Raw genomic sequence first — 24,661 nt, 5'->3', positions numbered from 1 at the left:
CCACATCAAATTGCTCAATCATTTTTATAATAAAGATCGCTACTAGAGCGATCTTTTATTGTTATTTTTGTGTCTCTACCTTGGGGGTTAACCTAGGCTTTATTCTTCTTCGCTTCGTTCAACGCTCTGATCCGGCTTGCCAACGAATAGAGACGAATGAAGCCGCCCGCGTGGCTTTGGTCATACACAACATCTTCACCAAAGGTCGCAAACTCTTCCGAGTACAAGCTGTTTTCCGAACGTTTTTGCGTCACTGTCGCTTGCCCTTTGTAAAGCTTCACAACCACTTCACCATTAACATCCTGTGCCAGCTCATCGGCTGCGGCCATGATGGATTTACGCAGCGGAGTGAACCAACGGCCATCGTATACAAGATGCGACGCTTTGACACCCAGTTCTTCACGAAATTCGAATGAGGCTTTATCGAGCACTAACTGCTCAACAGCACGCAACGCTTCCATCATGATGGTGCCTCCCGGGGTTTCATAACAACCACGAGACTTCATACCAACCAAACGGTTTTCGACGATGTCGATACGACCAACTCCGTGTTTAGAGCCTTTCTCATTAAGGTAAACGAGTGCGTTGTAAGGCGTCATCAGTTCACCATCGACGCCAACGACTTCGCCTTTCGCGACCTGCAGTGTGACAAACTCTGGTTCATTTGGCGCTTGCTCTGGATCTACTGTCCATACCCAGCAATCCTCATTAGGGGCGTTCCAAGTACTCTCAAGCACGCCACCTTCGGTCGAAATGTGCCACGCGTTCGCATCACGCGAGTAAATTTTCGTCAATGAAGCGGCGCAAGGAATGTTACGCTCAGCAAGGAAATCAAGACACTCTTCACGACTCACGATGTCCCACTCACGCCAAGGGGCAATCACATGTAAATCAGGCGCTAGGGCTGCAAACGCACCTTCAAAACGCACTTGGTCATTACCTTTCCCCGTACAGCCGTGACACAGCGCATCGGCACCCACTTTACGCGCTACTTCAACTTGCGCTTTGGCAATGATTGGGCGAGCCATTGACGTCCCAAGTAGGTATTTACCTTCGTAATAAGCGCCTGTTTTTAGTGTTGGGTAGATGTATTCAGCGACCATCTCTTCTTTAAGATCGACCACATAACACTCTGACGCGCCAGACGCTTTCGCTTTCTCTTCAATGCCGACCAATTCTTCTTCACCTTGGCCGACATCGGCAACAAAGGCAACCACTTCACAATCGTAGTTTTCTTTTAACCACGGAATGATCACCGATGTATCTAGACCGCCAGAATATGCGACAACGACTTTATTGACTTGAACCTTGCTCATCTTACTTTCTCCATTTCCCGGCGCTGCGCTTGGCGGTCAGTGCTCTGGGTGATTAATTACTTACAGCTGTTATCAACAACTGATTAAATGCGTTTATTGAGGTAAAAATTGGGTCCCGATACTTTCGCCCGCAAACAATTTGCTGAGCTTATCTGGGTAACGCCATGTCGCCACTTCAATCGGGCGACCTAAATCATTTGCCGCTTCCAGCGCCGCTTTCACTTTGACAATCATGCCATCCGTGATCACTTTGCCTTTAATCAGCGCACTGGCCTGCTGCTCATTGAGGCTCGACAACAAATGGCCTTTGCCATCCAGCACACCGCTCACATCGGAAAGCAGAACGAGCTCTGCGTCCAATGCGCCAGCCACTGCAACGGCTGCTTGATCGGCGTTGACATTCATCATTTGGCCATCAGCGGTCAGGCCAATCGAGCTGATAATAGGCAAACCACCAGCGGCTAAAATCGCTTGCACGATTTGTGAATCACCAGGAGAAGCCTTGCCCACTGCGCCGAGTTCTGGATCCAACTCTTCGACTTTGCATAACCCGCCATCAGCGAGCGATAAACCAACCGCATTTAAGCCATCTTTAATCGCTTGCCCTTGCAGCATTTTGTTGGCTGTTCCAGCCAGCGCGCCTGCAATCAGCGGAATTTGGTCATAAGGCGTGACACGCAAACCTTCTTTCTTCACGGTTTTTAGTTGTAATTTCGCCATCAGGTCATCGACGAGATAACCGCCCCCGTGCACGATGACAATTCGTCGCTGAGCTTGGGCTTGATACAGTGCGATTGCGCCAAACAGTTTGCTTAGCGTTTCAGAACAAGACAGCGCCGCGCCGCCTAACTTAATCACTAATGGATTTTGCTTTGTATCTGTCATATTTAACCCTTACGCTTGGTGCGTTACACCAAAGCCGTTAGCTCAGAAAAACCGTAATGAATATTTAAACACTGCATCGCTTGGCTCGATGCCCCCTTTAATAAATTATCGATCGCGGACACGACGATAATATGCTCACCTTGCACTCGCCAACCGAGGTCGCAAAATGGTGTAAATTCAACATCTTTGATGCTCGGCAAGGTTGATTTGAGCCGAACCGCTGGTTTGTTAGCGTACGCCTTCTCAAAAGCATGGCTGACTTGTTGCTCTGAAATACCTGATGCAAGCTTCATCGTCACGGTGGCCAAAATACCGCGTTTGAAATTCCCTAAGTGAGGCGTAAAAATCACATCACATCCTAAATGGGCGACGATTTCAGGTTGGTGGCGATGAGTAAACACGCCGTATGGCTGTAAGCTCACTTCACAAAAACTGTTGGTTAATGTCGCTTTTCTGCCCGCGCCGGTGACACCGCTGGTGGCATTAATCACCGGCCATTGAGTTGTATCTAACAAACCCGCTTCAACCAAAGGCTTTATCGCAAGTTGCGATGCGGTTGGATAGCAACCTGCAACGGCGATCAATTGGCTCTGCTTAATTGCCTCATAATTCCATTCCGCCAGTCCATAAACCGCGTTTTCTAACCATTTAGGGTGTTGATGTTTAAAACCATAGTAATTTTGGTAAAAATCATCACCTTTGACGCGAAAAGCACCAGAAAGGTCGAAAACTTGACAATTTTGCGCAAGAAAAATAGGCGCAAGATCATGGCTCACCTCATGAGCCGTAGCTAAAAACACCACATCACATTGGCTTGCAACGCTCACCGGATCCACTAATGGTTGTACCTGCATGTCGACAATACCGGAGAGTTTGCCATGCAGCTCAGCCATTGGTTTTCCAGCATCTAGGCTATTGGCGGAAACGTATAAACCTGATAGCGTGAGTTGTGGGTGTTTTTGCACCATATACGCCAACTCAGCGCCGGTATAACCGCTAGCTCCGATAATTGTGGTTTTCAACATCTCGTGACATCCAATTTCAAGGTAAAAAATACAATCTAAAAATGACTATAAATTTCAAAAAATACACTTAACTCGGTTTTTTATTCACACAAAGTGATTTAATATGTGTTTTACCTTCTCGCAATTACTCTGTCAATACTAGGAGCAAAGATAATATGCAATTACCCAGTTTTCTTGAGGTTTACCAAGGTCTGATTTCGACCTCTTCCATCAGCTCCACAGATGCTCGTTGGGACGAAGGTAACCAGAGTGTGATTGATAAATTGGCAAGCTGGTTTTCCAGCTTAGGGTTTGTAGTCGACACCATTGAAGTCGCGCCGGGAAAATACAATTTAGTGGCGAAGAAAGGGTGCGGCGAAGGTGGCCTACTGCTCGCGGGGCACAGTGATACCGTTCCATTTGACGAAGGACGTTGGAATTTTGAACCACACGCGTTAACGCAAGCCAATGATCGTTTCTATGGCTTAGGCACGGCAGACATGAAAGGCTTTTTTGCTTTTATCTACGAAGCGGTGAAAAAAGTCGATTGGAGTAAACAGAGTAAACCGCTGTATGTGTTGGCTACCTGTGATGAGGAAACCACCATGCTCGGCGCGCGTCATTTCACTGAACATGCGCCATTTCAACCGGATTACTGCATTATTGGTGAGCCGACTAGCCTTGTACCCATCCGCGGCCATAAAGGCCACGTAGCCAACGCTATTCGAGTGACAGGAAAATCGGGCCACTCGTCTGATCCAGCTCTGGGCGTAAATGCCATCGAAATCATGCATGAAGTGCTGTTCGCGTTAATGCAACTGCGCGACAAATTGATCAAAGAGTACCATCACCCAGGCTTTGCGATTCCTCACCCCACGTTGAACCTCGGTCATATCCACGGTGGTGATAGTCCAAACCGCATTTGTGGCTGCTGCGAATTGCATTACGATGTGCGCCCGCTGCCCGGCATGAGTCTATATGGGCTCGATAACTTGCTGCGCAATGCACTGAATGAAGTCAGTGCAAAATGGCCCGGCCGCATTGAGATTACCGCGCTACATGATGCGATTCCGGGTTATGAATGTCAGCATGATCACCCCTTTATTGGCAACATTGAAGAGATTTGCAATACCGCTTCACAAACCGTGAATTACTGTACTGAAGCACCGTTCTTACAACAATTATGCCCAACACTGGTACTCGGCCCGGGTTCGATCGATCAAGCGCATCAACCGGATGAATTCCTAGCGTTTGAATTTATTGATCCAACCATCTCAATTTTGTCCAAAGCAATGTATAAATACTGCTTCTAGCCTACCAAGCTTACTCAAGCGATAAATGCCTGACAGCTTTTCTACGGTCGGGCATTTTTGTAATAAAATTTCAGTAATTTACGCCAATTATTCACCAAATGATCACGTTCAATAACATTCAGCAATAATCGTAAAAATAGTCGGCTTTATTTGACTCTACAGGGATCTTTTCGCTAGATTGTGTACTTAGCAAGGAACAATGGATGTAATTTTTTTACAAGGCAGGATGACAATGAACGAAAAATACGCTGCGCTCAAAAGTAACGTGAGCATGCTTGGCCGTTTGCTGGGCAACACCATTCAGGACGCCCATGGTGACGTTATCTTAGAGAAAGTGGAAACCATCCGAAAACTTTCAAAATCAGCCCGTAATGGCAATCAAGCCGACCGAGACAGCTTGGTTGAAGAGATCAAAAACCTTCCCAACGAACAGCTCACCCCAGTAGCGCGGGCATTCAACCAATTTCTTAACTTAACCAACATGGCCGAGCAGTACCACACCATTTCACGTCACTGTGAAGAACATGTGTGTGAGCCTGATGCGATTAATTTACTGTTTACTAAACTGAATCAAAATAAAATCAGTAAATTGGATGCTGCTCAAGCGGTACGCGATCTCAATATCGAGTTAGTGCTAACGGCTCACCCAACCGAAATTACACGCCGCACGATGATCAACAAGCTGGTGAAAATTAACGAGTGTCTCTCCAAGCTTGAACTCAGTGACCTTTCATTTAAAGAGCGCCAAAAAACCGAACGCCGTTTAGAACAGTTGATCGCGCAAAGCTGGCATTCAGATGTGATTCGTAAGCAGCGCCCTACGCCACTGGATGAAGCAAAATGGGGCTTTGCGGTGGTAGAAAATTCTCTATGGCAAGCCGTGCCTGATTTTCTTCGTGAATTTGATGAGCACCTCACCAACTACTTAGGTGAAGGACTACCAATTGATGCACGCCCTGTGCATTTCTCTTCGTGGATGGGCGGCGACCGTGATGGTAACCCCTTTGTGACTCATAAAATCACCCGTGAAGTAATGCTGCTTTCTCGCTGGAAAGCGGCCGATCTCTACCTAGGTGATATCAATGAGCTGGTCAGCGAATTGTCGATGACCAAATGCAGTGACGCGCTACGCGATTTGGCTGGCATAGATGAACACGAACCTTATCGCGCTATTCTCAAACGCCTGCGTGAACTACTCAGCGAAACACTGGAAGTGTTGGATGCCAAGATCAATGGCCAACAACTGGCACGCAAAGCACCACTGCAAAATATCGCACAGTTGTGGGAACCGCTTTATGCCTGCTACCAATCTTTACATCAATGCGGCATGGGCGTCATTGCCGATGGCTCGCTGCTTGATACTCTGCGCCGGATTAAAGCGTTTGGTGTGCATCTTGTACGTTTGGATATTCGCCAAGAGAGCACTCGTCACTCTGATGTGATCTCCGAGCTCACCCGTTATTTAGGCATTGGTGATTATGACCAGTGGAGCGAGCAAGACAAAATTGCGTTTCTCACCAATGAGTTGAGCTCAAAACGTCCTTTGTTACCTCGTGACTGGCAGCCTTCAGAAGCGGTACAAGAGGTGATCGACACCTGTAAAATCGTTGCTTCTCAGCCTCGCGAAGCCTTTGGTGCTTATGTGATTTCGATGGCTCGTACCGCATCAGATGTACTTGCCGTACATCTATTGTTGCAAGAGTGTGGTTGCCCTTACCGCATGGACGTTTGTCCACTGTTCGAAACTTTGGATGATTTAAACAACGCAGAAACGGTGATCCGCCAACTAATGGGCATTGATCTCTATCGTGGCTTTATTCAAAACCACCAGATGGTGATGATTGGTTACTCTGATTCCGCTAAAGATGCAGGTGTAATGTCCGCCGGTTGGGCGCAATACAGCGCGATGGAAGCTTTGGTTAATGTCAGTGAAGAGGCTGGAATTGAACTTACACTATTCCATGGACGTGGCGGCACCATTGGTCGCGGGGGCGCTCCAGCACATGCGGCACTGCTTTCACAACCACCCAAAAGCTTAAAAGGTGGCTTGCGTGTGACGGAGCAAGGCGAAATGATCCGTTTTAAACTTGGTCTACCAGAAGTAGCCGTCAATAGTTTTACGATGTACGCCAGCGCCATTTTAGAAGCGAACCTGCTGCCACCACCAGAGCCAAAACAAGATTGGCGCGACTTAATGGAGGTATTGTCTGAGGTCTCTTGCGAAGCGTATCGCCATATTGTTCGCGGCGAGCCGGACTTTGTCCCGTACTTCCGCCAAGCAACGCCAGAGCTAGAGCTGGGTAAATTGCCGCTCGGTTCACGTCCGGCTAAACGCAATCCTAATGGTGGGGTCGAAAGCTTACGTGCAATCCCGTGGATCTTCTCTTGGAGCCAAAACCGCCTCGTGCTACCAGCCTGGCTAGGTGCGGGAGAAGCAATTCAGTTTTCTATCGATAAAGGACACCAAGCACTGCTGGAAGAGATGTGCCGTGAATGGCCATTTTTCTCAACGCGTTTGGGCATGCTAGAGATGGTTTACTCCAAGTGCAACATTGAAATCTCACGCTATTACGATGAACGCCTAGTCGATGAATCGTTACGCCCACTCGGTGAGCGTTTGCGCTCTCAATTACAGAAAGACATCAAAGCGGTGTTAAATGTAGAAAACAATGAGAACTTGATGCAAAGCGATCCTTGGGGTCAAGAGTCAATCCGTTTGCGCAATATCTATGTTGAGCCATTAAATATGCTGCAAGCAGAGCTGTTGTACCGCACTCGCAAAACCGAAACCGCACCAGCAGAGTTAGAAGAAGCCTTAATGGTGACTATCGCGGGTATTGCAGCAGGAATGCGTAACACAGGCTAAGTAACAGCATTTTATTTCACAAACTAGCTAAAAGGCCGCCTCTGTGCGGCTTTTTATTTTAAATCACAAAAATTATTGAGCATATTATCAGTTTTTTAAGCTAAACTAACAAAGTATTCTACTTTATGCTTATTATTTAGATATACTACTGCTCCTCTGCGGTAGCATACAAACATAACAAATCGCAGGTCGATATGCGTCACGCATATAATCCTAGGTGATAAACGGCTTTTTAAGGTGACACAACCCACTCCGTCAATAGAACGGTGGGTGTTGCTTAAACTCATTCATGATTGATGCCATCAGAAGCACAACACGAGTTTGAGCAAGTTGTTTTTGAGTTTATTAACCATTTGGATTAAAGACATGTCATTACCACACGTTATCCTCACTGTTTTGAGCACTCGCGATGCCACAGGGTACGACATCACAAAAGAGTTCTCTTCAAGCATTGGCTATTTTTGGAAAGCCAGCCACCAACAAGTTTACCGCGAACTGAATAAAATGGGTCAACAAGGCCTAGTCACTTGTGTATTAGAACCGCAAGATGGCAAGCCAGATCGTAAAGTTTACTCCATCACCGATGCAGGTCGCAGCGCTTTAGGTGAATGGTTTGACCAACCTACAGCTCACCCAACCGTACGTGATGAATTTAGCGCTAAATTGATCGCTTGCGCGGTACAACCAGCAACACCTTACCGAATTCAACTGGGTGAATTGGTTGAAGAATCGAAAAAACTGGTTGCTCACTACAAAGAGATTGAGTCTGCGTACTATGCAACACCAGCTACCCTCGATAAGCTACAGCGCCTTGAGCGTCTAACACTACGCCGCAACCTACTGGTTCGCCAAGCGTGGGTTGATTGGGCTGAAGAGGTGCTTGCTGAACTCGATGCAATGGCTTAATGCCAACCATAAAAAAGGGTGATGCTCTGTGAGCATCACCCTTTTTGTTTTCCGCGACCAAATCAAATACCATCACCGGCAATGAAACTTTGAGAACGGCCATTAAATTGTTGGTCCATATCTAACGAAGGCTTATCGGTTTGCGGACGACCGACAATTTTGGCTGGCACTCCAGCGACGGTAGTGTGCGGAGGCACCGCTTGCAATACCACCGAACAAGAACCAATTTTCGCCCCTTCGCCCACTTCAATATTACCGAGAATTTTGGCACCCGCGCCAATCATCACGCCTTCACGAATTTTCGGGTGGCGATCGCCGCACTCTTTACCCGTTCCGCCTAGCGTTACATCTTGTAAAATAGAGACATCATTCTCCACCACCGCGGTTTCACCGATCACAATGCCCGTAGCATGGTCAAGCATGATGCCGCGACCAATACGTGCAGCAGGATGGATGTCCACTTGGCAAGCTACCGAGATTTGGTTTTGAAAATAGGTAGCCAACGCCACTCGACCTTGCTTCCATAACCAGTTCGCGACGCGATAGCCTTGTAAGGCATGGTAGCCCTTGAGATAAAGTAGAGGCATTGAAAACATAGATACCGCGGGGTCACGATTGACAGTCGCGCAGATGTCACACGCCGCCGCTTCCATAATGCTGGGGTCTGCGGCAAATGCCTCTTCGACCACTTCACGCACCGCCATCGCTGGCATTGAGGCCGTATTCAGCTTATTGGCAAGAATGTAGCTCAAGGCCGAGCTTAAACTATCATGCTTAATAATAGTGGCATGATAAAAACTGGCCAGCATCGGTTCTTGTTCTGACTGCTCGCGCGCCTCTTTGACTATGGCTTGCCACACTTTGAGTTTTTCGCAATGTTTCATCGTTGGTTGATCACCCTTCCTCATCCAATCTCTAGAGCGTCAATGTAGATTGCTAATAGGCTTTGTGCCTAATCATGAGCAATGAATTAGCGTTCTGCTTTTTTATCACGAGCCAGCAAATCTTGTGCTGCAACACGCGCATCTTTTCCTTGATACAGCACTTGATAGATTTGATCAACTATTGGCATTTCAACCTCCATGCGCGCCGCTAATAACCACACCTCTTTGGTGTTGCGATAACCTTCAACCACTTGGCCAATTTCTTGCTGCGCCGTGTCCACATCTTTTCCTTGTCCCAACGCCAAACCAAAGCGACGGTTACGTGATTGGTTATCGGTACAAGTGAGCACTAAGTCACCCAATCCAGCCATCCCCATAAAAGTTTCTGGCTGAGCACCTAACGCCGCACCTAAACGGCACATTTCGGCCAGACCGCGCGTAATCAATGCAGTACGCGCATTCGCACCAAAGCCAATCCCATCGGACATGCCAGCGCCAATTGCAATCACGTTTTTCACCGCACCACCTAGCTGCATGCCAATAAAATCACTATTGGCGTAAACGCGGAAAGTTTTGCTGCAGTGAATTTTGCCTTGCAGATCTTCGACAAACTGCGCGTCAGGCGAGGCAACAGAAATTGCGGTAGGCATTCCCATCGCCAGCTCTTTAGCAAAAGTCGGCCCAGATAACACCGCCAATGAATAGCGTTCGCCAATGGTGTCATAGGCCACATCCATCAGTAACCGCCCCGTTTCAGGTTCAAGCCCTTTGGTTGCCCAACAAATACGGGAATCATCACGCAAGTGAGGCTTTAAACTGTTCATAACAAGGCCAAATACGTGGCTCGGAACGACAACCAACAAATCGCGGCTCGCTTGTACCGCTTTTTTCAAATCGGTTTCCACAATCAGCGAATCGGGAAAATCAATACCGGGTAAAAATTCTTGGTTAGCACGATCAGCATCAAGACGAGCCATATGCTTAGCATCGTGTCCCCAAAGGACAACATTAGCACCGTTACGTGCTAAAGAAATCGCCAGAGATGTGCCGTAAGAACCCGCACCAACTACTGTCATGGTGATCGCTTTACCGTAAATACTGTTAGGATCTGTCATTGTTTCGTCCATTGCTATTCGTGTTGTCATGTTATACCTAAATTCCTTCCGATACAGCTTTCAATACGGAGTAACAAGGAACGGAGGTATTGGCATTCGAAATAAACAAAAAATGCACAACGCACCATCATTATCTGGGATGCTTTGTGCATTTTTTATCATCAAAGTCTGACGTGGAACGCCAACGTTAATGATCTCACGTCATTAACAATTAAGCTTCTGCTTGCTCGCCTTGAGTCGCTTGTTGTTGTAGGTAGTTCATAAACAATGCATCAAAGTTCACTGGTGCAAGGTTAAGTTGTGGGAATGTCCCTTTAACAACTAAGCTAGAAATCGTTTCACGTGCATATGGGAACAGAATGTTCGGGCAGAATGCACCTAAACAATGAGCAAGTTGACCCGCTTCCATTTTTTCAGCAGTAAAAATACCACCTTGTTGCACTTCGCATAAGAACGCGATTTCTTCCGCGTTTTTCACTGTCACCGTTAGGCGTAATACGACTTCATACACACCTTCACCCAGATCACGACTTTGAGTGTCAAGATCCAACTTCACATCTGGATTCCACTCTTTTTGGAACATAACAGGTGAGTTTGGCGCTTCAAAAGAGACATCTTTTAGAAAGATACGTTGAATTGCGAAATTTTGTTGTGCTGTTTGTTGTGCGGCTTCAGCCATGATTAAATCCTTAAATACTTACAAATTCAGTGTTGCTTTTAGACTAACCGAGCTGATTTCGAATGACTAGATGAGCTCACGATTACGTGGAAAACATCACAACTCTTAGCATCAAATGCTGGCTTTTCAGCCAGCACACTCAGTTCAAGATAACTGCGATCAGTGAATTATTTATTGCCACGAACCAATGGCAAGTTCGCTTCATTCCACGCTACAAGACCATTTTTCAGTAAATTCACATTTTCAAACCCAGCTTTAGCAAGCAGGTTGGCACTCTCTTGCGCGGTTTGACCCGTTTTACATACCACAATGATTGGGTCAGACTTGTGCTTTTCAAGGCTAGCCAAGTTACCGGATTTAATATCTGACGGTAAAATGTGAACCGCATCGGTAATATGGCCTTTTTTAAATTCATCTTTCGTGCGGATATCGACAACAACACCGTTTTCACGATTCATTAAAAGCGTCGTTTGTGAAGCGGTGATCTCTTTATAGGCTGCCGTGGTTGATTTCACGATGCTCATGATTAAGGCGACGAGAATACCTACCCATGCCAAAGATAGAATCATATTGTGTTGGAAAAATTCGATGTACTCTTGCATATTCTGTGCTCTTGCAATGTGGGCTTAAAATCAGACAAGGAGTATAACGAGGTTGTCAGCCAGACGCGAGGGCTTACATTGCATAATAAGAAACTGTTGCCGTTTTTCAGCGCGCTCATCGCACTACAAGCGCGCAATCCACATCAGCTTAAAAGCTTAAGCTATCGGAAAAGGAAAAGCCGTCACGTTATCAATATGATCTTGGCCTAACGCCAGCATAATCAAGCGATCAATACCAAGCGCCACTCCTGAACATTCAGGCAAGCCAGCCTCTAACGCTGCTATCAAGTGGTAATCAATCGGCTGCTCGACCAACCCCATCGTTTTACGCTTTTGGTTATCCGCTTCAAAACGAGCCAGTTGCTCTTGTGGGTTGTCCAGCTCATGAAAACCATTCGCAAGTTCAATCCCTTTGAAGTAGGCCTCAAAGCGATCCGCAACACGATGATCTTGCGGGTTAATCTTAGCTAGCGCCGCTTGTGATGCAGGAAAATCGTAAACAAAAACTGGTACCTGTTGACCAATTTCCGCCTCAACACCGACACTAAATAGCAGTTGCAGTAAGGTATCTCTATCCTCTTCTGGCTCAGCAATGTCACTTAGACCTAATCGGCTCGCAGCCGCTTTTAACTCGTCCATTGAGCCTTCTAACGGACAAACCCCAAGTACCTGCAAAAATGCTTGTTGGTAGCTCATCTTCTGCGCCGCTCCACACTGCAAAATAAGTTGCAGCAATTGATCCATCTCATCCATTAAATCATGGTGAGTAAAACCAACCCGATACCACTCTAACATCGTAAATTCTGGGTTGTGATAGCGGCCATTTTCCTCGTTGCGAAACGCTTTATTGATCTGATAAATCGAACCACTCCCCGCTGCCAAAAGTCGTTTCATATGAAACTCTGGGCTGGTCATTAAATAGAGTTGACGGCCATCAGCATATCCTGGACCAACAAATTGGGTTTGGAAGGTTTGCAAATGAATGTCGGTTACCGTGGCATGACTCATGGCTGGTGTATCGACTTCCAATACATCTCGTAGTTCAAAGAAATGGCGGATCTGCTTGAGTAACTGAGCACGCTGTTTGAGTTGTGATATTGATGCGGTTGGCATCCAGTTTTTTCTATTCATGTTCTGGCACACATAAGTTTGGATGATATGAATTTTACTGACTTAAAGCGCAATTCCAAATTCTAACGTGATTATTATCACACAAAGAAAAATAAGTATGCTCGCGCTTGCACTTCCGAAGCAAAAACCTAACAGAATCAATTTTTTCCTTACCCAGCTCTTCTACACTACCCGTACCACTTAAGGCTTACGAACCTTTAACTATAACAAGCGGATTTTCCGCATCACACACCGGAGGATAACTGTGCAAATTATCACCACAGATATCGCAGTCATCGGCGCAGGCGGCGCTGGTCTTCGCACTGCAATTGCAGCCGCTGAAGCAAACCCTGATTTAGAAGTTGCTCTGATTTCTAAAGTTTATCCTATGCGATCTCATACGGTTGCAGCGGAAGGAGGCTCAGCAGCAGTTATCAAGGAAGAAGATAGCCTTGACAACCACTTCAACGATACCGTTGGTGGTGGAGATTGGCTATGTGAACAGGATGTTGTTGAATATTTTGTGGCCAACTCGACCCGCGAGATGGTGCAAATGGAACAGTGGGGTTGCCCATGGAGCCGTAAAGAAAATGGCGAAGTCAACGTACGCCGTTTTGGTGGCATGAAAGTCGAGCGTACTTGGTTTGCGGCTGACAAAACAGGCTTCCACATGCTGCACACCCTCTTCCAAACTTCAATGAAGTACCCACAAATCAATCGATTTGATGAGTATTTCGTGGTGGATCTACTTGTTGAAGATGGCGAAGTTCAAGGGCTTATCGCGATTCATATGTCCGAAGGTGAGCTAGTAACCATCAAAGCAAAATCTGTGGTATTAGCCACTGGTGGCGCCGGCCGTGTGTACCACTGCAACACCAACGGCGGCATTGTAACCGGCGATGGTATGGCGATGGCTTATCGTCATGGCGTCCCTCTACGCGATATGGAGTTCGTGCAATACCACCCAACTGGCCTACCTGGCACGGGTATTTTGATGACGGAAGGCTGCCGCGGTGAAGGTGGTATCATCGTCAATAAAAATGGCTATCGTTATCTGCAAGATTACGGTATGGGCCCAGAAACTCCAGTGGGTCAGCCTAAAAACAAATACATGGAACTCGGTCCTCGCGACAAAGTTTCTCAAGCTTTCTGGCATGAACAACAGAAAGGCAACACCATCAAACATCCGCTTGGTGATGTGGTGCTGCTTGATCTTCGCCACCTCGGTGAAGAGTACTTACAAGAGCGTTTGCCGTTTATCTGCGAATTGGCGAAAGCTTACGTCAACGTTGATCCAGCAAAAGAGCCGATCCCAATTCGTCCAACCGTACACTACACCATGGGTGGTATCGAAACGGATGGACAATGTGAAACGCGCATCAAAGGTCTGTTTGCTGTCGGCGAATGTGCCTCGGTTGGCTTGCATGGTGCAAACCGTTTGGGTTCTAACTCGTTAGCTGAATTTGTGGTCTTTGGCCGCGTTGCCGGCGAAAGTGCAGTGAAACGCGCAGCGGAATTCAAAGGTTGGAACGATGAATCTATCGCCAAACAAGTCAAAGCCGTAGAAGAGCGTATTGCAGCGTTAATGAACCAAGAAGGTGATGAAAACTGGGCCACTATTCGTACTGAGATGGGTCACACCATGGAAGCGGGTTGTGGTATCTACCGCCAAGAAGATTTAATGCAAGCGACGATTGATAAAATCACCGAGCTAAAAGCACGCTATAAGAACATTAGCATTAAAGATAAAGGCAAAGTGTTCAACACCGACCTTCTGTACGCTATCGAAGTCGGTTATGGCCTTGAAGTGGCTGAAGCTATGGTTCACTCAGCTATCTTGCGTAAAGAATCTCGCGGTGCGCATCAGCGTTTAGACGAAGGTTGTACTGAGCGTGATGATGTGAACTACCTCAAGCACTCTTTAGCTTTCTATCAACCTGATGCCGCTCCAAGTATCGACTACAGCGCGGTTAAGATCACGAAATCTCAGCCGAAAGCTCGTCTCTATGGTGAAGCGGCAGAACAGGCTGCCGCTGCGGAAAAAGCGGCAGAAGAGAAAAGCGCAGAGGAGCAAAAATAATGTCAGCAAATCGCATTCAAAAAGTAGACATTTTGCGCTACGACCCAGAAAAAGATGCTAAGCCACACCTGCAAGCATTTGAAGTTCCTTTTGATGACACCATGTCAGTGCTCGACGCGATTGGCTACATCAAAGATAACCTCGATAAGGATCTCTCTTATCGCTGGTCTTGCCGTATGGCGATCTGCGGTTCATGTGGTGTGATGGTCAATGGCGTACCTAAATTGGCTTGTAAAAGCTTCCTGCGCGATTACCCTAATGGCGTGAAAATTGAACCTTTAGCCAACTTCCCAATTGAAAAAGATTTGATCGTGGATATGACTTCGTTTATCGAGCGTCTTGAAGCCATTAAACCCTACATCATTGGCAACGATCGTAAACCTGAAGATGGCACCAACTTACAAACGCCAGAGCAAATGGCCAAATACAAACAATTTGCTGGTTGTATTAACTGCGGTCTTTGCTACGCGGCCTGCCCTCAGTTCGGTTTGAACCCTGAGTTTATTGGCCCCGCAGCATTAACCCTTGCTCACCGCTACAACTTAGATAGCCGTGACCATGGTAAAGCCGAGCGTATGAAGCTTATCAATGGTGATAACGGTGCTTGGGGTTGTACCTTTGTTGGTTACTGCTCTGAAGTGTGTCCAAAACACGTTGATCCAGCAGCAGCAGTAAACCAAGGCAAAGTTGAGTCTTCAATGGACTTCGTGATTGCCATGCTGAAACCTGATGGTTCACCAAAGAAAGTGGAGGGATAAGAATGAGTAACCGTAAACCTTACGTTCGTGAAATGACACGTACTTGGTGGAAAGATCACCCATTCTACCGCTTCTACATGTTGCGTGAAGCCACGGTACTGCCACTGATATTCTTTACCTTATTCCTTACCTTTGGCTTGGGCTGCTTGGTTAAAGGCCCTGAAGCATGGGAAGGCTGGCTAAGCTTTATGGCAAACCCAATTGTGGTCGCAATCAATATTGTCGCGTTGGCGGGGAGTTTGCTGCATGCACAAACCTTCTTTAGCATGATGCCGCAAGTGATGCCAATCCGCTTGAAAGGTAAGCTAATCGACAAGAAAATCATCGTCTTAACTCAGTGGGCAGCGGTTGCGTTTATCTCACTGATTGTTCTCATCGTGGTGTAGGAGCTTATAGTCATGAACAACAATTATAAGGTAAATCGCACGCCAAAACGTTCTGATGAACCTATCTGGTGGGGGCTGTTTGGTGCTGGTGGAACATGGTTTGCGATGATTACCCCGATCACCATTCTCGTGTTGGGTATTTTAGCACCATTAGGCATTATCGATGCTGAAGCAATGAGTTATGAACGCGTTTCGAGTTTTGCGACTAGCATCATCGGCGCACTGTTTATCATTGGCACATTAGCCTTACCGATGTGGCATGCCATGCACCGTGTCCATCACGGTATGCATGACCTAAAATTCCACACCGGTTTAGTGGGTAAAATCGCTTGTTATGCGTTTGCTGGGCTGATTTCCGCGCTCGCAGTCGTTTTTATCTTTATGATTTAAAGATAGAAAAGTGATGACATCAAAGAGCTGCCTCGGCAGCTCTTTTTTATTACGGCACTCACTCAGCTTTGGAGCAATAAAAAAGGCCGCTTACCGAGCGACCTTCTTACTTACTTTTAGGTGATTATTTGACTCGACCTACGTATTCGCCAGAGCGGGTATCCACTTTGATCACTTCACCGATAGAGATGAACAGTGGCACACGTACCACAGCACCAGTGACCAACGTAGCGGGTTTACCACCCGTACCTTGCGTATCACCTTTCAAGCCCGGATCAGTTTCAGCCACTTCCAGTTCAACAAAGTTTGGTGGCGTTACCGCAATTGGGTTACCGTTCCAAAGCGTCAACATGCAAGTGTTGTTTTCCACTAGCCATTTTGCGCTTTCACCCACCGCTTTATTATCCGCCGCAATTTGCTCGAATGTTTCATTATTCATAAAGTGGTAGAATTCGCCGTCGTTATAGAGATAATCAAGATCGATATCCATTACGTCAGCCGTTTCTACTGAATCACCTGACTTAAATGTTTTTTCCAACACTTTGCCAGAAAGAAGTTTACGGATTTTGACACGGTTGAAGGCTTGGCCTTTACCTGGTTTCACATATTCATTTTCGAGAATGACACAAGGCTCATTATCAAGCATAATTTTGAGACCGCCTTTAAATTCATTCGTGCTAACAGTAGCCATTTTTTCCTCTTACCATTCTTCGAGTTAAATTCAATGCCGCATATAATAACCCGAAAACTTGATTCTGTTGAGCAAAACTGGCTTCAACAATTAACGAATGCGATCTCAAACCCTGCCGAGCTTCTCCAGCAGTTAGAGATTGATCCTGCCCTTTGGCAAAACGGGTTTGCCGCACGCAAACTCTTCGCACTACGAGTGCCACAAAGTTTTGTTGATCGCATGGAAAAAGGAAACCCTTACGATCCCCTGTTGCGTCAAGTTTTACCACTCAATGAAGAGTTTGAATGGCATGATGGGTACTCAAATGATCCGCTTGATGAGCAAAACAATGCCATTCCGGGATTGCTGCATAAATACCGCAACCGAGTGCTAATGATAGTCAAAGGTGGTTGTGCAATTAACTGCCGTTACTGCTTTCGTCGTCATTTCCCCTACCAAGAGAATAAAGGCTCAAAGCAGGTGTGGCAGCAAAGCGTCGACTATATTGCCGCGCATCCCGAACTCAATGAGGTCATTTTATCGGGCGGTGATCCGTTAATGGCGAAAGATGAAGAACTGCGTTGGCTCATCGATGCAATCAGCAGCGTGCCTCATATTAAACGGTTGCGTATTCACTCGCGCTTGCCCGTGGTGATCCCCGCTCGAATCACCAATGCATTGTGTGATCTGCTGCGTGAAACTCGCTTACAAGTCATTTTGGTGACGCACATTAACCATGCCAATGAAATCAATCTAGAATTCAAACAGCAGATGAGTCGTCTGCGCGCCATCAATGTTACCTTACTCAACCAAGGTGTATTGTTAAAAGGTGTTAATGATAGCGTTGACGCGCAAGTCGCGCTCAGCGAAACGTTATTTGATGCAGGAATTTTGCCTTACTACTTGCATGTGCTGGATAAAGTGCAAGGCGCAGCGCACTTTTTTGTTAGTGATCAAAAAGCAAAAGAAATAATGGCAGGTGTCATTGAGCGAGTCTCGGGCTATCTTGTTGCTAAGCTAACTCGAGAAATCGGTGGCAGAGCCAGTAAAACGCCACTCGATCTGCATCTTGAGTAATTACAGAACTTCAAAAGAGCGGTTCGGTGTCAATCAACGAACTCTTACCTTCATACTTTTGGGAAAACCATCATGCAATCTCTCGGACAATTTCTTGATCTTAGTCCATTCAGTTGGTCTGCATTATTATGCTGTGCTATCAATGGGTTACTGATTGGCGTTGAACGCCAAACCCGTGGTAAACCTGTGGGCATTCGCACATCAATATTAATCATCTCAGGGACTTATCTCTTTCTAGCGATGGCCGTATCACTGTCCCCTAACACCTTAGATCAAGCTCGCGTGCTTGGACAAATTATTACTGGGGTTGGTTTTTTAGGCGCAGGCGTGATGATGACTCAAGATGGGAAAATCCATGGCGTCACCTCAGCCGCTGTTATTTGGGTACTGGCATCACTGGGATTGATGATCGGTCTTGGTTACTTACAGCAATCCATCATTATCACGGTATTGGCATTGTGTGTGTTGTATGGCGTGGATAAGGTAGAAAATAGCTTTCAAAGTTTGCGCCGTGGTGTTCATCAACGCTTTCGTCGTCGTACATAAGGTGAAAAAAAGAGCAGCTTGATGCTGCTCTTTCGATTTCAATTCATCGGCTATTTAGCAAAGTTGATGATAGGAAAACACTTAAAGAAACCATTATCCGCACAGTTAATTAGACCAACCTGAACACCTTCAATTTTTGTGGTTTTGTTGAACAAACCCACTTGCACTTTCGATGTATCAGAGAAGTTTGCTGCACCAACATCAACCATGGTATTACCTTCAGAGTAGTTCACTAGACTGACGTTAGCACCTTGTACATTGTTGGTCAGATTCACTATACCCACGTTAGCACCCACGGTCTGCCCTGTATTCCAGTTTAACAAACCGAGTGAAGCACCGGTCATCTCTTGATTGACTTTCGATGCCCCTAAAAGACCTAAATTTACACCCGTCGTAGAGTCAGTTTCAGATAATCCAACAACGGCGAGATCTAAGCCTTTAACCTCATTCACTTTACCGTAAAGAGCCGCAACACGAACGCCTGATACCGCATTTTCATCCGGCGCATTGAAGTTATTGATGGAAGAAAACATAACTGGAGTGCCAGCCATCGCAACAGAAGAAGATAACGCAGCCACTACGGCTAGTGCTGAAAGTACTTTTTTCATAAAGATCTCCATTGACCAATGAAACCGTTAATATTTGGTTTGTTCACGCTATTTCACTCACATCATCACCAAATTGTGATCAGTGAAGAGACGAAGTCTAGAAGAGTCGGATCACTCAAACGTCAGGATTGAGCTAATTATGCGAAAAAAAACCGGAGGCAAGCTCCGGTTTCTTATTGAGAGAGGATGATTACATCATCCCTCCCATACCGCCCATGCCGCCCATATCAGGCATTGCCGCTTCTTTCTTCGGTAGCTCAGTCACCATAGCTTCTGTGGTGATCATGAGGCCCGCGACTGAAGCTGCGAACTGTAGCGCACTACGAGTCACTTTGGTTGGATCCAAAATACCCATGTCGATCATATCGCCATATTCACCCGTCGCAGCGTTGTAACCATAGTTACCTTCACCAGCGCGAACATTGTTAGCCACAACAGAATCCTCTTCGCCCGCGTTTTTCACGATTTGACGAATGGGTGCTTCCATCGCACGTAGTGCAACACGAATACCTACGTTTTGCTCTTCGTTGTCACCTTCAAGGCCCGCAACTTTAGCAGCCGCACGGATCAGTGCAACACCACCACCCGCAACCACGCCTTCTTCAACGGCTGCGCGAGTTGCATGCAGTGCATCTTCTACACGATCTTTCTTCTCTTTCATTTCAACTTCAGTGGTTGCACCGACTTTGATCACTGCAACGCCACCTGCCAGTTTGGCCACGCGTTCTTGTAGTTTTTCTTTGTCGTAATCTGAAGTTGCGTCTTCAATTTGTTGACGAATTTGTGCAACGCGACCTTTAATGGCTTGCTCTTCACCTGCACCATCAATGATGGTGGTGTTTTCTTTAGTGATAGAGATGCGCTTCGCTTGGCCTAGATCTTCCAAGGTCACTTTTTCAAGCTCAAGACCGATCTCTTCAGAAATCACAGTACCGCCCGTTAGGGTAGCAATGTCTTGTAGCATCGCTTTACGGCGATCACCAAAACCAGGTGCTTTCACGGCAGCAACTTTTACAATACCACGCATATTGTTCACAACTAGCGTCGCCAATGCTTCACCTTCAACATCTTCCGCCACAATCAGTAGTGGACGAGAAGCTTTTGCTACCGCTTCAAGTGCAGGAAGCAGTTCGCGAATGTTAGAAATTTTCTTATCAACCAATAGGATGAATGGGCTATCTAGATCAACACTGCCCGCTTCTTGGTTATTAATGAAGTAAGGAGATAGGTAACCACGATCAAACTGCATACCTTCCACTACATCGAGTTCATCTTGCAGTGCTTGGCCTTCTTCAACAGTGATAACGCCATCTCGGCCCACTTTTTCCATCGCTTCAGCAATGATGTTACCCACGCTTGAATCCGAGTTTGCAGAAATAGTACCCACTTGCGCAATCGCTTTAGTGTCTGAACAAGGTACTGAAAGCTCTTTCAACGCTTCAACCGCCGCCACGACAGCTTTGTCGATGCCACGCTTAAGATCCATTGGGTTCATACCTGCTGCTACAGCTTTCAAGCCTTCAGTGATGATCGCTTGCGCTAATACCGTTGCGGTTGTCGTTCCGTCACCCGCTGCATCGTTAGCTTGAGAAGCAACTTCTTTCACCATTTGTGCACCCATGTTCTGGAATTTGTCTTCCAGTTCAATTTCACGCGCAACAGTGACACCATCTTTGGTGATAATAGGTGAACCAAACGATTTATCTATCACAACGTTACGGCCTTTAGGGCCAAGGGTGACTTTTACTGCATCGGCTAGAATATTAACGCCTTCTAGCATTTTAATACGTGCATCGTTACCAAATTTAACGTCTTTAGCAGCCATCTTTAATTTCCTTTTCTAAATTCTGTTTTAATCAATCGTTTTTGAATCAGAGCAAAAATTACTCAATGCTTACTCGACAATCGCCATGATGTCGTTTTCAGACATAATGAGCACTTCTTTACCGTCGATCTTTTCCGTTTTAGTACCGTAGCTTTCTGCAAAAATAACCGTATCACCTACTTTGACATCCAGCGGTTGTACCGAACCATTTTCAAGGATTCGGCCTTTGCCTACTGCTAAGATGACGCCGCGAGTCGATTTCTCTGCAGCGGAACCTGTTAGAACAATGCCACCAGCAGATTTAGATTCAACTTCTTGGCGTTCAACGATAACTCGGTCGTGTAATGGACGAATGTTCATCGGTCGTCTCTCCTGATTAGATTTTCCGTTAGGTTTATGAAAAGGCTGATTACTCAGCTCGTGAGTGATATGTGGGGGAGCAAGCAAGGGATCCCAAGGGGGGAAAGCGAAAATTTTGTGATCTATTTAACGAATTGATAGCGAATCTTGGTTCTGTGCTGACAAAAGTTACTAGCGGCTCATCCTGTATAGTCAATAATTTGCTTTATTAAGCTGCTTCTTCATAATAGATAAGGCAAACAGAGGAATGCGATGAAAACCATTGACCGAATACTTCAAACCATCAAACGCGATGGAGCGGTAACCGCTAAACGACTGGCCGACGACCTAGGAATTACCACCATGGGGGCTCGCCAGCACCTACAAAGTTTGGAAGATGATGGCATTGTGGCGTTTCATGATGTCAAAGTAAAAGTCGGACGCCCTACTCGACACTGGTCTTTGACACAACAAGGCCACGACCAATTTGCTGATCGGCATGGCGAGTTGATCATCCAAGTGATTGATGCTGTTGAGCACCTTTTTGGTAAAGAAGGACTAGCCAAAGTGGCGGCAGAGCGTGAAGCTCACACATTAGCACAGTATCAACACGCATTAATTGATTGCCACAGTTTAGAAGAAAAACTAGCTAAGCTAGTGACGCTTCGTGAGCAAGAAGGCTATATGGCAGAGCTCATACCATCAACGAACGGTTACACTTTAATTGAGAACCATTGCCCTATCTGTAAAGCTGCGGCACGCTGCCCTAACCTGTGCCAATCTGAACTTAATATTTTCCAAACGTTGATCGGTGAGCAGTATGTAGTTGAACGGAGCGAACACATCATTATGGGTGAGCGTCGCTGCCGTTATCAAATCACACCACGCTAAGATCGTCTCATTAGTAAGAAATGGCGATTTCGTTCCAACTCCTACCTTATTGATCGGTTATGCTTTCATTGTGTTGATAAAATAATCAACAGAGAAATAGTGTAAAGGAGAAAGATATGGAGCCCCCTCAAAAACAGGCCTTACCTTCTTTTGATGAGTTGGTTGAACTTGCCAAACATAATCCAGATGCCTTTACGCAACTGAAAAAAGATATCTGTGAAGAGATGATCCTCTCCTCTTCCAACAACATGCAAGACAGGTTATGGGCTCAGCAAAGTCACATTGACTTGGTGGTGAGCCAATGCAAAAACCCTGTCCATGCTAATGTTATGCTGATGCGTGAGCTCGGCGAACAGATGATGAAATTTAGAAATGCCTTAGATGGCGAATCGGCGCGCACTCAACCGAGCGCGACCATCATTCCATTTGTGCCGCGCCACAGCGACTGGCGTTAACCTCGCTATTTGAAGCTTTTTAAAACAACAGGAGGCATTGGCCTCCTGTTGTTTCATCAATTTTTTTCTATCAAGTTTACTCTGGTTCAGGTCCGTAGCGGTTGCGGCTTTGCGTTCCCTTCATAAAACCACATTCGACTAAAATCCATGAGCCACAAACCAGTGCGACCAGCGATACCAATGACTCTGTCATACTGGCTTGAGTGGCAATCTCGGCACTGGCAAAAGGCATACTCATACGGCCTATCACCAAAGGGACATTAAGCAATAACCACCAAGCAGACTTATCTCTGTCATGCCAACGTTTTACCGTGATGGCCAAATCAGGCAGTAACACCACTAGCAAAAACAGCGGCAAGATCAGGTGCGTATAGGCAGGAAACATTTGGTTTGCAGCGAGTGCGAAGCCCATAATGGACGCGTAATAACAGAGATTCCACATCCAAAATACTTTGCGCCCGATGCGTCCTTGAAATGAAAATAGCAGTTCTTTAATTGACATCTTGTTACCTAAAATGGTTAATTTACAACCTTTTGGAAGCAATCTTTATCCATATCACGCACATTCACGGTCAGACTCCTGACTTGACTAGCTTGCTGTTGCAATACCGCCATTAATTGACGTGACAACTCTCTTTTTTGTTCAGGTGTTCGCCCTGACAGTAAATCAAAGCTGAGGTGAATAAAATCAACACTGTCGCCCTCCTCACCAATGCACCAATGGTGGCAGCGTAGCGCCCGTGATTTCACTGAGTCAGCGTCAAATAATCCGCAGCGAAGTGCGACTTGGTGAAGATCTTCCAATAACCCTTGAACATTCACACGTTCATCCACAGAGTTCGAGTATTCCATAACAAGGTTGGGCATACGAATTCCTTTTCTTCATTCATGATCAAATTTCAACACTGGTGAGCCTTATTGGTATCACTAGCTTTTCTTTTAACAGCCACTAATAGCAATTAATCTCGTAAAATCCGAGCCATTATCGACTATTCTGTCTATCTGATCACTGATAAGGGGTGTCACGCATTGCTTAAGATCCCATAAAGTCATGACTCGAATCATGATCTGACCGATTTTATCTGTTATATTCTTTCGCAATCACGTTTATTTTTGACATTCATTCATTTTAACTTTGATAGATAATGGAGATATTCCTATGCGTCATCCTGTAGTTATGGGTAACTGGAAACTAAACGGCAGCAAAGAGATGGTTGTTGAGCTGCTAAATGGTCTGAATGCAGAGCTTGAAGGCGTAACGGGTGTTGACGTAGCCGTTGCTCCACCTGCACTTTTTATTGACCTAGCAGAGCGCACTCTGACCGATGCGGGTAGCGCGATCATTCTGGGTGCCCAAAACAGCGACGTACACAACAGTGGCGCATTCACTGGCGATATGTCTCCAGCAATGCTGAAAGAATTCGGTGCAACACACATCATCATTGGTCACTCTGAGCGTCGTGAATACCACAATGAATCCGATGAATTTGTGGCGCAAAAATTTGCATTCCTAAAAGAAAATGGCCTAACACCAGTACTTTGTATCGGCGAATCTGAAGCACAAAACGAAGCTGGCGAAACAGTAGCCGTATGTGCACGTCAACTTGACGCTGTGATCAACACTCAAGGTGTTGAAGCGCTAGAAGGTGCGATCATCGCTTACGAACCAATCTGGGCGATCGGCACAGGTAAAGCAGCAACAGCAGATGATGCTCAACGTATTCACGCCGCTATTCGCGCGCACATTGCTGCAAAATCAGAAGCAGTCGCGAAGAATGTCGTTATCCAATACGGCGGTTCTGTAAAACCTGAAAACGCAGCAGCTTACTTCGCACAACCAGACATTGATGGTGCTCTAGTTGGCGGCGCGGCACTTGATGCGAAAAGCTTTGCAGCTATCGCAAAAGCAGCAGCTGAAGCGAAAAAAGCGTAATTATTCACACTAATTATCGTTAA

26 protein-coding genes are annotated in these 24,661 nt (G+C 46.2%); 12 read left to right on the top strand and 14 right to left on the bottom strand.

Annotated features, from left to right (window positions below; all coding sequences use genetic code 11):
• Positions 1-92 precede the first annotated feature (92 nt).
• The 3 genes from AACT42_RS20445 to argC form a co-directional block, all read right to left on the bottom strand.
• Positions 93-1,316, bottom strand: a complete 1,224-nt coding sequence (locus AACT42_RS20445; RefSeq protein ID WP_017043213.1) for an argininosuccinate synthase — start codon at positions 1,314-1,316, stop codon at positions 93-95.
• Positions 1,317-1,409: 93 nt separating this feature from the next.
• The gene (argB, locus tag AACT42_RS20440) at positions 1,410-2,201 is read right to left on the bottom strand and encodes an acetylglutamate kinase (protein ID WP_017046764.1); all 792 of its coding nucleotides are present in this window, start codon (positions 2,199-2,201) and stop codon (positions 1,410-1,412) included.
• Between the two features lie 23 nt (positions 2,202-2,224).
• Complete coding sequence (gene argC, locus AACT42_RS20435; protein ID WP_081245068.1) at positions 2,225-3,226, bottom strand: N-acetyl-gamma-glutamyl-phosphate reductase; 1,002 nt, start codon at positions 3,224-3,226, stop codon at positions 2,225-2,227.
• Between the two features lie 155 nt (positions 3,227-3,381).
• Here argC and argE point away from each other — a divergent pair, with 155 nt between their 5' ends.
• From argE to AACT42_RS20420, 3 genes are all read left to right on the top strand, one after another.
• Positions 3,382-4,518 (top strand): acetylornithine deacetylase, encoded by a 1,137-nt coding sequence (gene argE, locus AACT42_RS20430; protein ID WP_094132152.1) that lies wholly within the window; start codon positions 3,382-3,384, stop codon positions 4,516-4,518.
• Between the two features lie 232 nt (positions 4,519-4,750).
• Complete coding sequence (ppc, locus tag AACT42_RS20425) at positions 4,751-7,384, top strand: phosphoenolpyruvate carboxylase (RefSeq protein WP_026027423.1); 2,634 nt, start codon at positions 4,751-4,753, stop codon at positions 7,382-7,384.
• A gap of 366 nt (positions 7,385-7,750) precedes the next feature.
• Positions 7,751-8,290, top strand: coding sequence for a PadR family transcriptional regulator (locus tag AACT42_RS20420; RefSeq protein ID WP_010317655.1), 540 nt, complete (start codon positions 7,751-7,753; stop codon positions 8,288-8,290).
• A 62-nt stretch (positions 8,291-8,352) separates the two neighbouring features.
• Here AACT42_RS20420 and cysE read toward each other — a convergent pair whose 3' ends face one another.
• From cysE to epmA, 5 genes are all read right to left on the bottom strand, one after another.
• Entirely contained in the window at positions 8,353-9,174 is an 822-nt protein-coding gene (cysE, locus tag AACT42_RS20415; protein WP_010317654.1) for a serine O-acetyltransferase, read from the bottom strand.
• Positions 9,175-9,260: 86 nt separating this feature from the next.
• Positions 9,261-10,319: an NAD(P)H-dependent glycerol-3-phosphate dehydrogenase gene (gene gpsA / locus AACT42_RS20410; RefSeq protein WP_017043209.1), complete on the bottom strand. Its 1,059-nt coding sequence runs from the start codon at positions 10,317-10,319 to the stop codon at positions 9,261-9,263.
• Between the two features lie 181 nt (positions 10,320-10,500).
• A complete protein-coding gene (gene secB / locus AACT42_RS20405) occupies positions 10,501-10,968 on the bottom strand; it encodes a protein-export chaperone SecB (protein ID WP_013855870.1) in 468 nt (155 codons plus the stop codon).
• 167 nt (positions 10,969-11,135) lie between these two features.
• Positions 11,136-11,570 (bottom strand): rhodanese-like domain-containing protein, encoded by a 435-nt coding sequence (locus AACT42_RS20400; RefSeq protein ID WP_010317649.1) that lies wholly within the window; start codon positions 11,568-11,570, stop codon positions 11,136-11,138.
• Positions 11,571-11,726: 156 nt separating this feature from the next.
• Positions 11,727-12,701 (bottom strand): elongation factor P--(R)-beta-lysine ligase, encoded by a 975-nt coding sequence (gene epmA, locus AACT42_RS20395; protein WP_081245079.1) that lies wholly within the window; start codon positions 12,699-12,701, stop codon positions 11,727-11,729.
• Positions 12,702-12,945: 244 nt separating this feature from the next.
• Between epmA and frdA the strand changes: the two genes are divergently transcribed.
• Genes frdA through frdD form a run of 4 tightly spaced genes read left to right on the top strand, consistent with a single transcriptional unit; the run spans position 12,946 to position 16,294 of the window.
• Entirely contained in the window at positions 12,946-14,760 is a 1,815-nt protein-coding gene (gene frdA / locus AACT42_RS20390; protein ID WP_013855868.1) for a fumarate reductase (quinol) flavoprotein subunit, read from the top strand.
• Positions 14,760-15,518: a succinate dehydrogenase/fumarate reductase iron-sulfur subunit gene (locus tag AACT42_RS20385; protein ID WP_013855867.1), complete on the top strand. Its 759-nt coding sequence runs from the start codon at positions 14,760-14,762 to the stop codon at positions 15,516-15,518. The genes frdA and AACT42_RS20385 overlap by 1 nt, the downstream gene beginning before the upstream one ends.
• 2 nt (positions 15,519-15,520) lie before the next feature.
• Positions 15,521-15,904: a fumarate reductase subunit FrdC gene (gene frdC, locus AACT42_RS20380; protein WP_017043204.1), complete on the top strand. Its 384-nt coding sequence runs from the start codon at positions 15,521-15,523 to the stop codon at positions 15,902-15,904.
• Positions 15,905-15,916: 12 nt separating this feature from the next.
• The gene (gene frdD, locus AACT42_RS20375; RefSeq protein WP_010317640.1) at positions 15,917-16,294 is read left to right on the top strand and encodes a fumarate reductase subunit FrdD; all 378 of its coding nucleotides are present in this window, start codon (positions 15,917-15,919) and stop codon (positions 16,292-16,294) included.
• 124 nt (positions 16,295-16,418) lie between these two features.
• Here the strand turns inward: frdD and efp are convergent, their stop codons facing one another.
• A complete protein-coding gene (gene efp, locus AACT42_RS20370) occupies positions 16,419-16,985 on the bottom strand; it encodes an elongation factor P (RefSeq protein WP_017043203.1) in 567 nt (188 codons plus the stop codon).
• Between the two features lie 33 nt (positions 16,986-17,018).
• On the opposite strand from efp, the gene epmB reads away from it, so the two are divergent.
• Complete coding sequence (epmB, locus tag AACT42_RS20365; RefSeq protein WP_017047264.1) at positions 17,019-18,041, top strand: EF-P beta-lysylation protein EpmB; 1,023 nt, start codon at positions 17,019-17,021, stop codon at positions 18,039-18,041.
• Positions 18,042-18,113: 72 nt separating this feature from the next.
• Positions 18,114-18,587: an MgtC/SapB family protein gene (locus AACT42_RS20360; RefSeq protein ID WP_013855863.1), complete on the top strand. Its 474-nt coding sequence runs from the start codon at positions 18,114-18,116 to the stop codon at positions 18,585-18,587.
• Positions 18,588-18,637: 50 nt separating this feature from the next.
• On the opposite strand, the gene AACT42_RS20355 is transcribed toward AACT42_RS20360, so the two are convergent.
• From AACT42_RS20355 to AACT42_RS20345, 3 genes are all read right to left on the bottom strand, one after another.
• Positions 18,638-19,195 carry a VC2662 family protein gene (locus tag AACT42_RS20355; RefSeq protein WP_094132151.1) on the bottom strand — a complete coding sequence of 186 codons (558 nt, stop codon included), beginning with the start codon at positions 19,193-19,195 and terminating at the stop codon, positions 18,638-18,640.
• Between the two features lie 190 nt (positions 19,196-19,385).
• Positions 19,386-21,020 carry a chaperonin GroEL gene (gene groL, locus AACT42_RS20350; protein ID WP_013855861.1) on the bottom strand — a complete coding sequence of 545 codons (1,635 nt, stop codon included), beginning with the start codon at positions 21,018-21,020 and terminating at the stop codon, positions 19,386-19,388.
• Between the two features lie 69 nt (positions 21,021-21,089).
• Positions 21,090-21,380 (bottom strand): co-chaperone GroES, encoded by a 291-nt coding sequence (locus tag AACT42_RS20345; protein WP_010317634.1) that lies wholly within the window; start codon positions 21,378-21,380, stop codon positions 21,090-21,092.
• Between the two features lie 252 nt (positions 21,381-21,632).
• Between AACT42_RS20345 and AACT42_RS20340 the strand changes: the two genes are divergently transcribed.
• Positions 21,633-22,250: a helix-turn-helix transcriptional regulator gene (locus AACT42_RS20340; protein WP_013855859.1), complete on the top strand. Its 618-nt coding sequence runs from the start codon at positions 21,633-21,635 to the stop codon at positions 22,248-22,250.
• 116 nt (positions 22,251-22,366) lie between these two features.
• Positions 22,367-22,705 (top strand): DUF3135 domain-containing protein, encoded by a 339-nt coding sequence (locus tag AACT42_RS20335; protein ID WP_013855858.1) that lies wholly within the window; start codon positions 22,367-22,369, stop codon positions 22,703-22,705.
• Positions 22,706-22,781: 76 nt separating this feature from the next.
• On the opposite strand, the gene AACT42_RS20330 is transcribed toward AACT42_RS20335, so the two are convergent.
• A complete protein-coding gene (locus AACT42_RS20330; protein ID WP_029190043.1) occupies positions 22,782-23,207 on the bottom strand; it encodes a DUF805 domain-containing protein in 426 nt (141 codons plus the stop codon).
• Positions 23,208-23,224: 17 nt separating this feature from the next.
• Complete coding sequence (locus AACT42_RS20325) at positions 23,225-23,572, bottom strand: 5-carboxymethyl-2-hydroxymuconate Delta-isomerase (protein ID WP_017043199.1); 348 nt, start codon at positions 23,570-23,572, stop codon at positions 23,225-23,227.
• 292 nt (positions 23,573-23,864) lie between these two features.
• On the opposite strand from AACT42_RS20325, the gene tpiA reads away from it, so the two are divergent.
• Positions 23,865-24,638, top strand: coding sequence for a triose-phosphate isomerase (gene tpiA / locus AACT42_RS20320; RefSeq protein ID WP_026027419.1), 774 nt, complete (start codon positions 23,865-23,867; stop codon positions 24,636-24,638).
• The last annotated feature ends 23 nt before the right edge of the window (positions 24,639-24,661 follow it).

The sequence above is a fragment of the Vibrio sp. V15_P4S5T153 genome, assembly GCF_963874485.1.
Classification (GTDB): Bacteria; Pseudomonadota; Gammaproteobacteria; order Enterobacterales; family Vibrionaceae; genus Vibrio; species Vibrio anguillarum.
The sequence above is the reverse complement of the archived record's forward strand: the minus strand, read 5'-3'. Positions and strand labels throughout refer to the sequence as shown.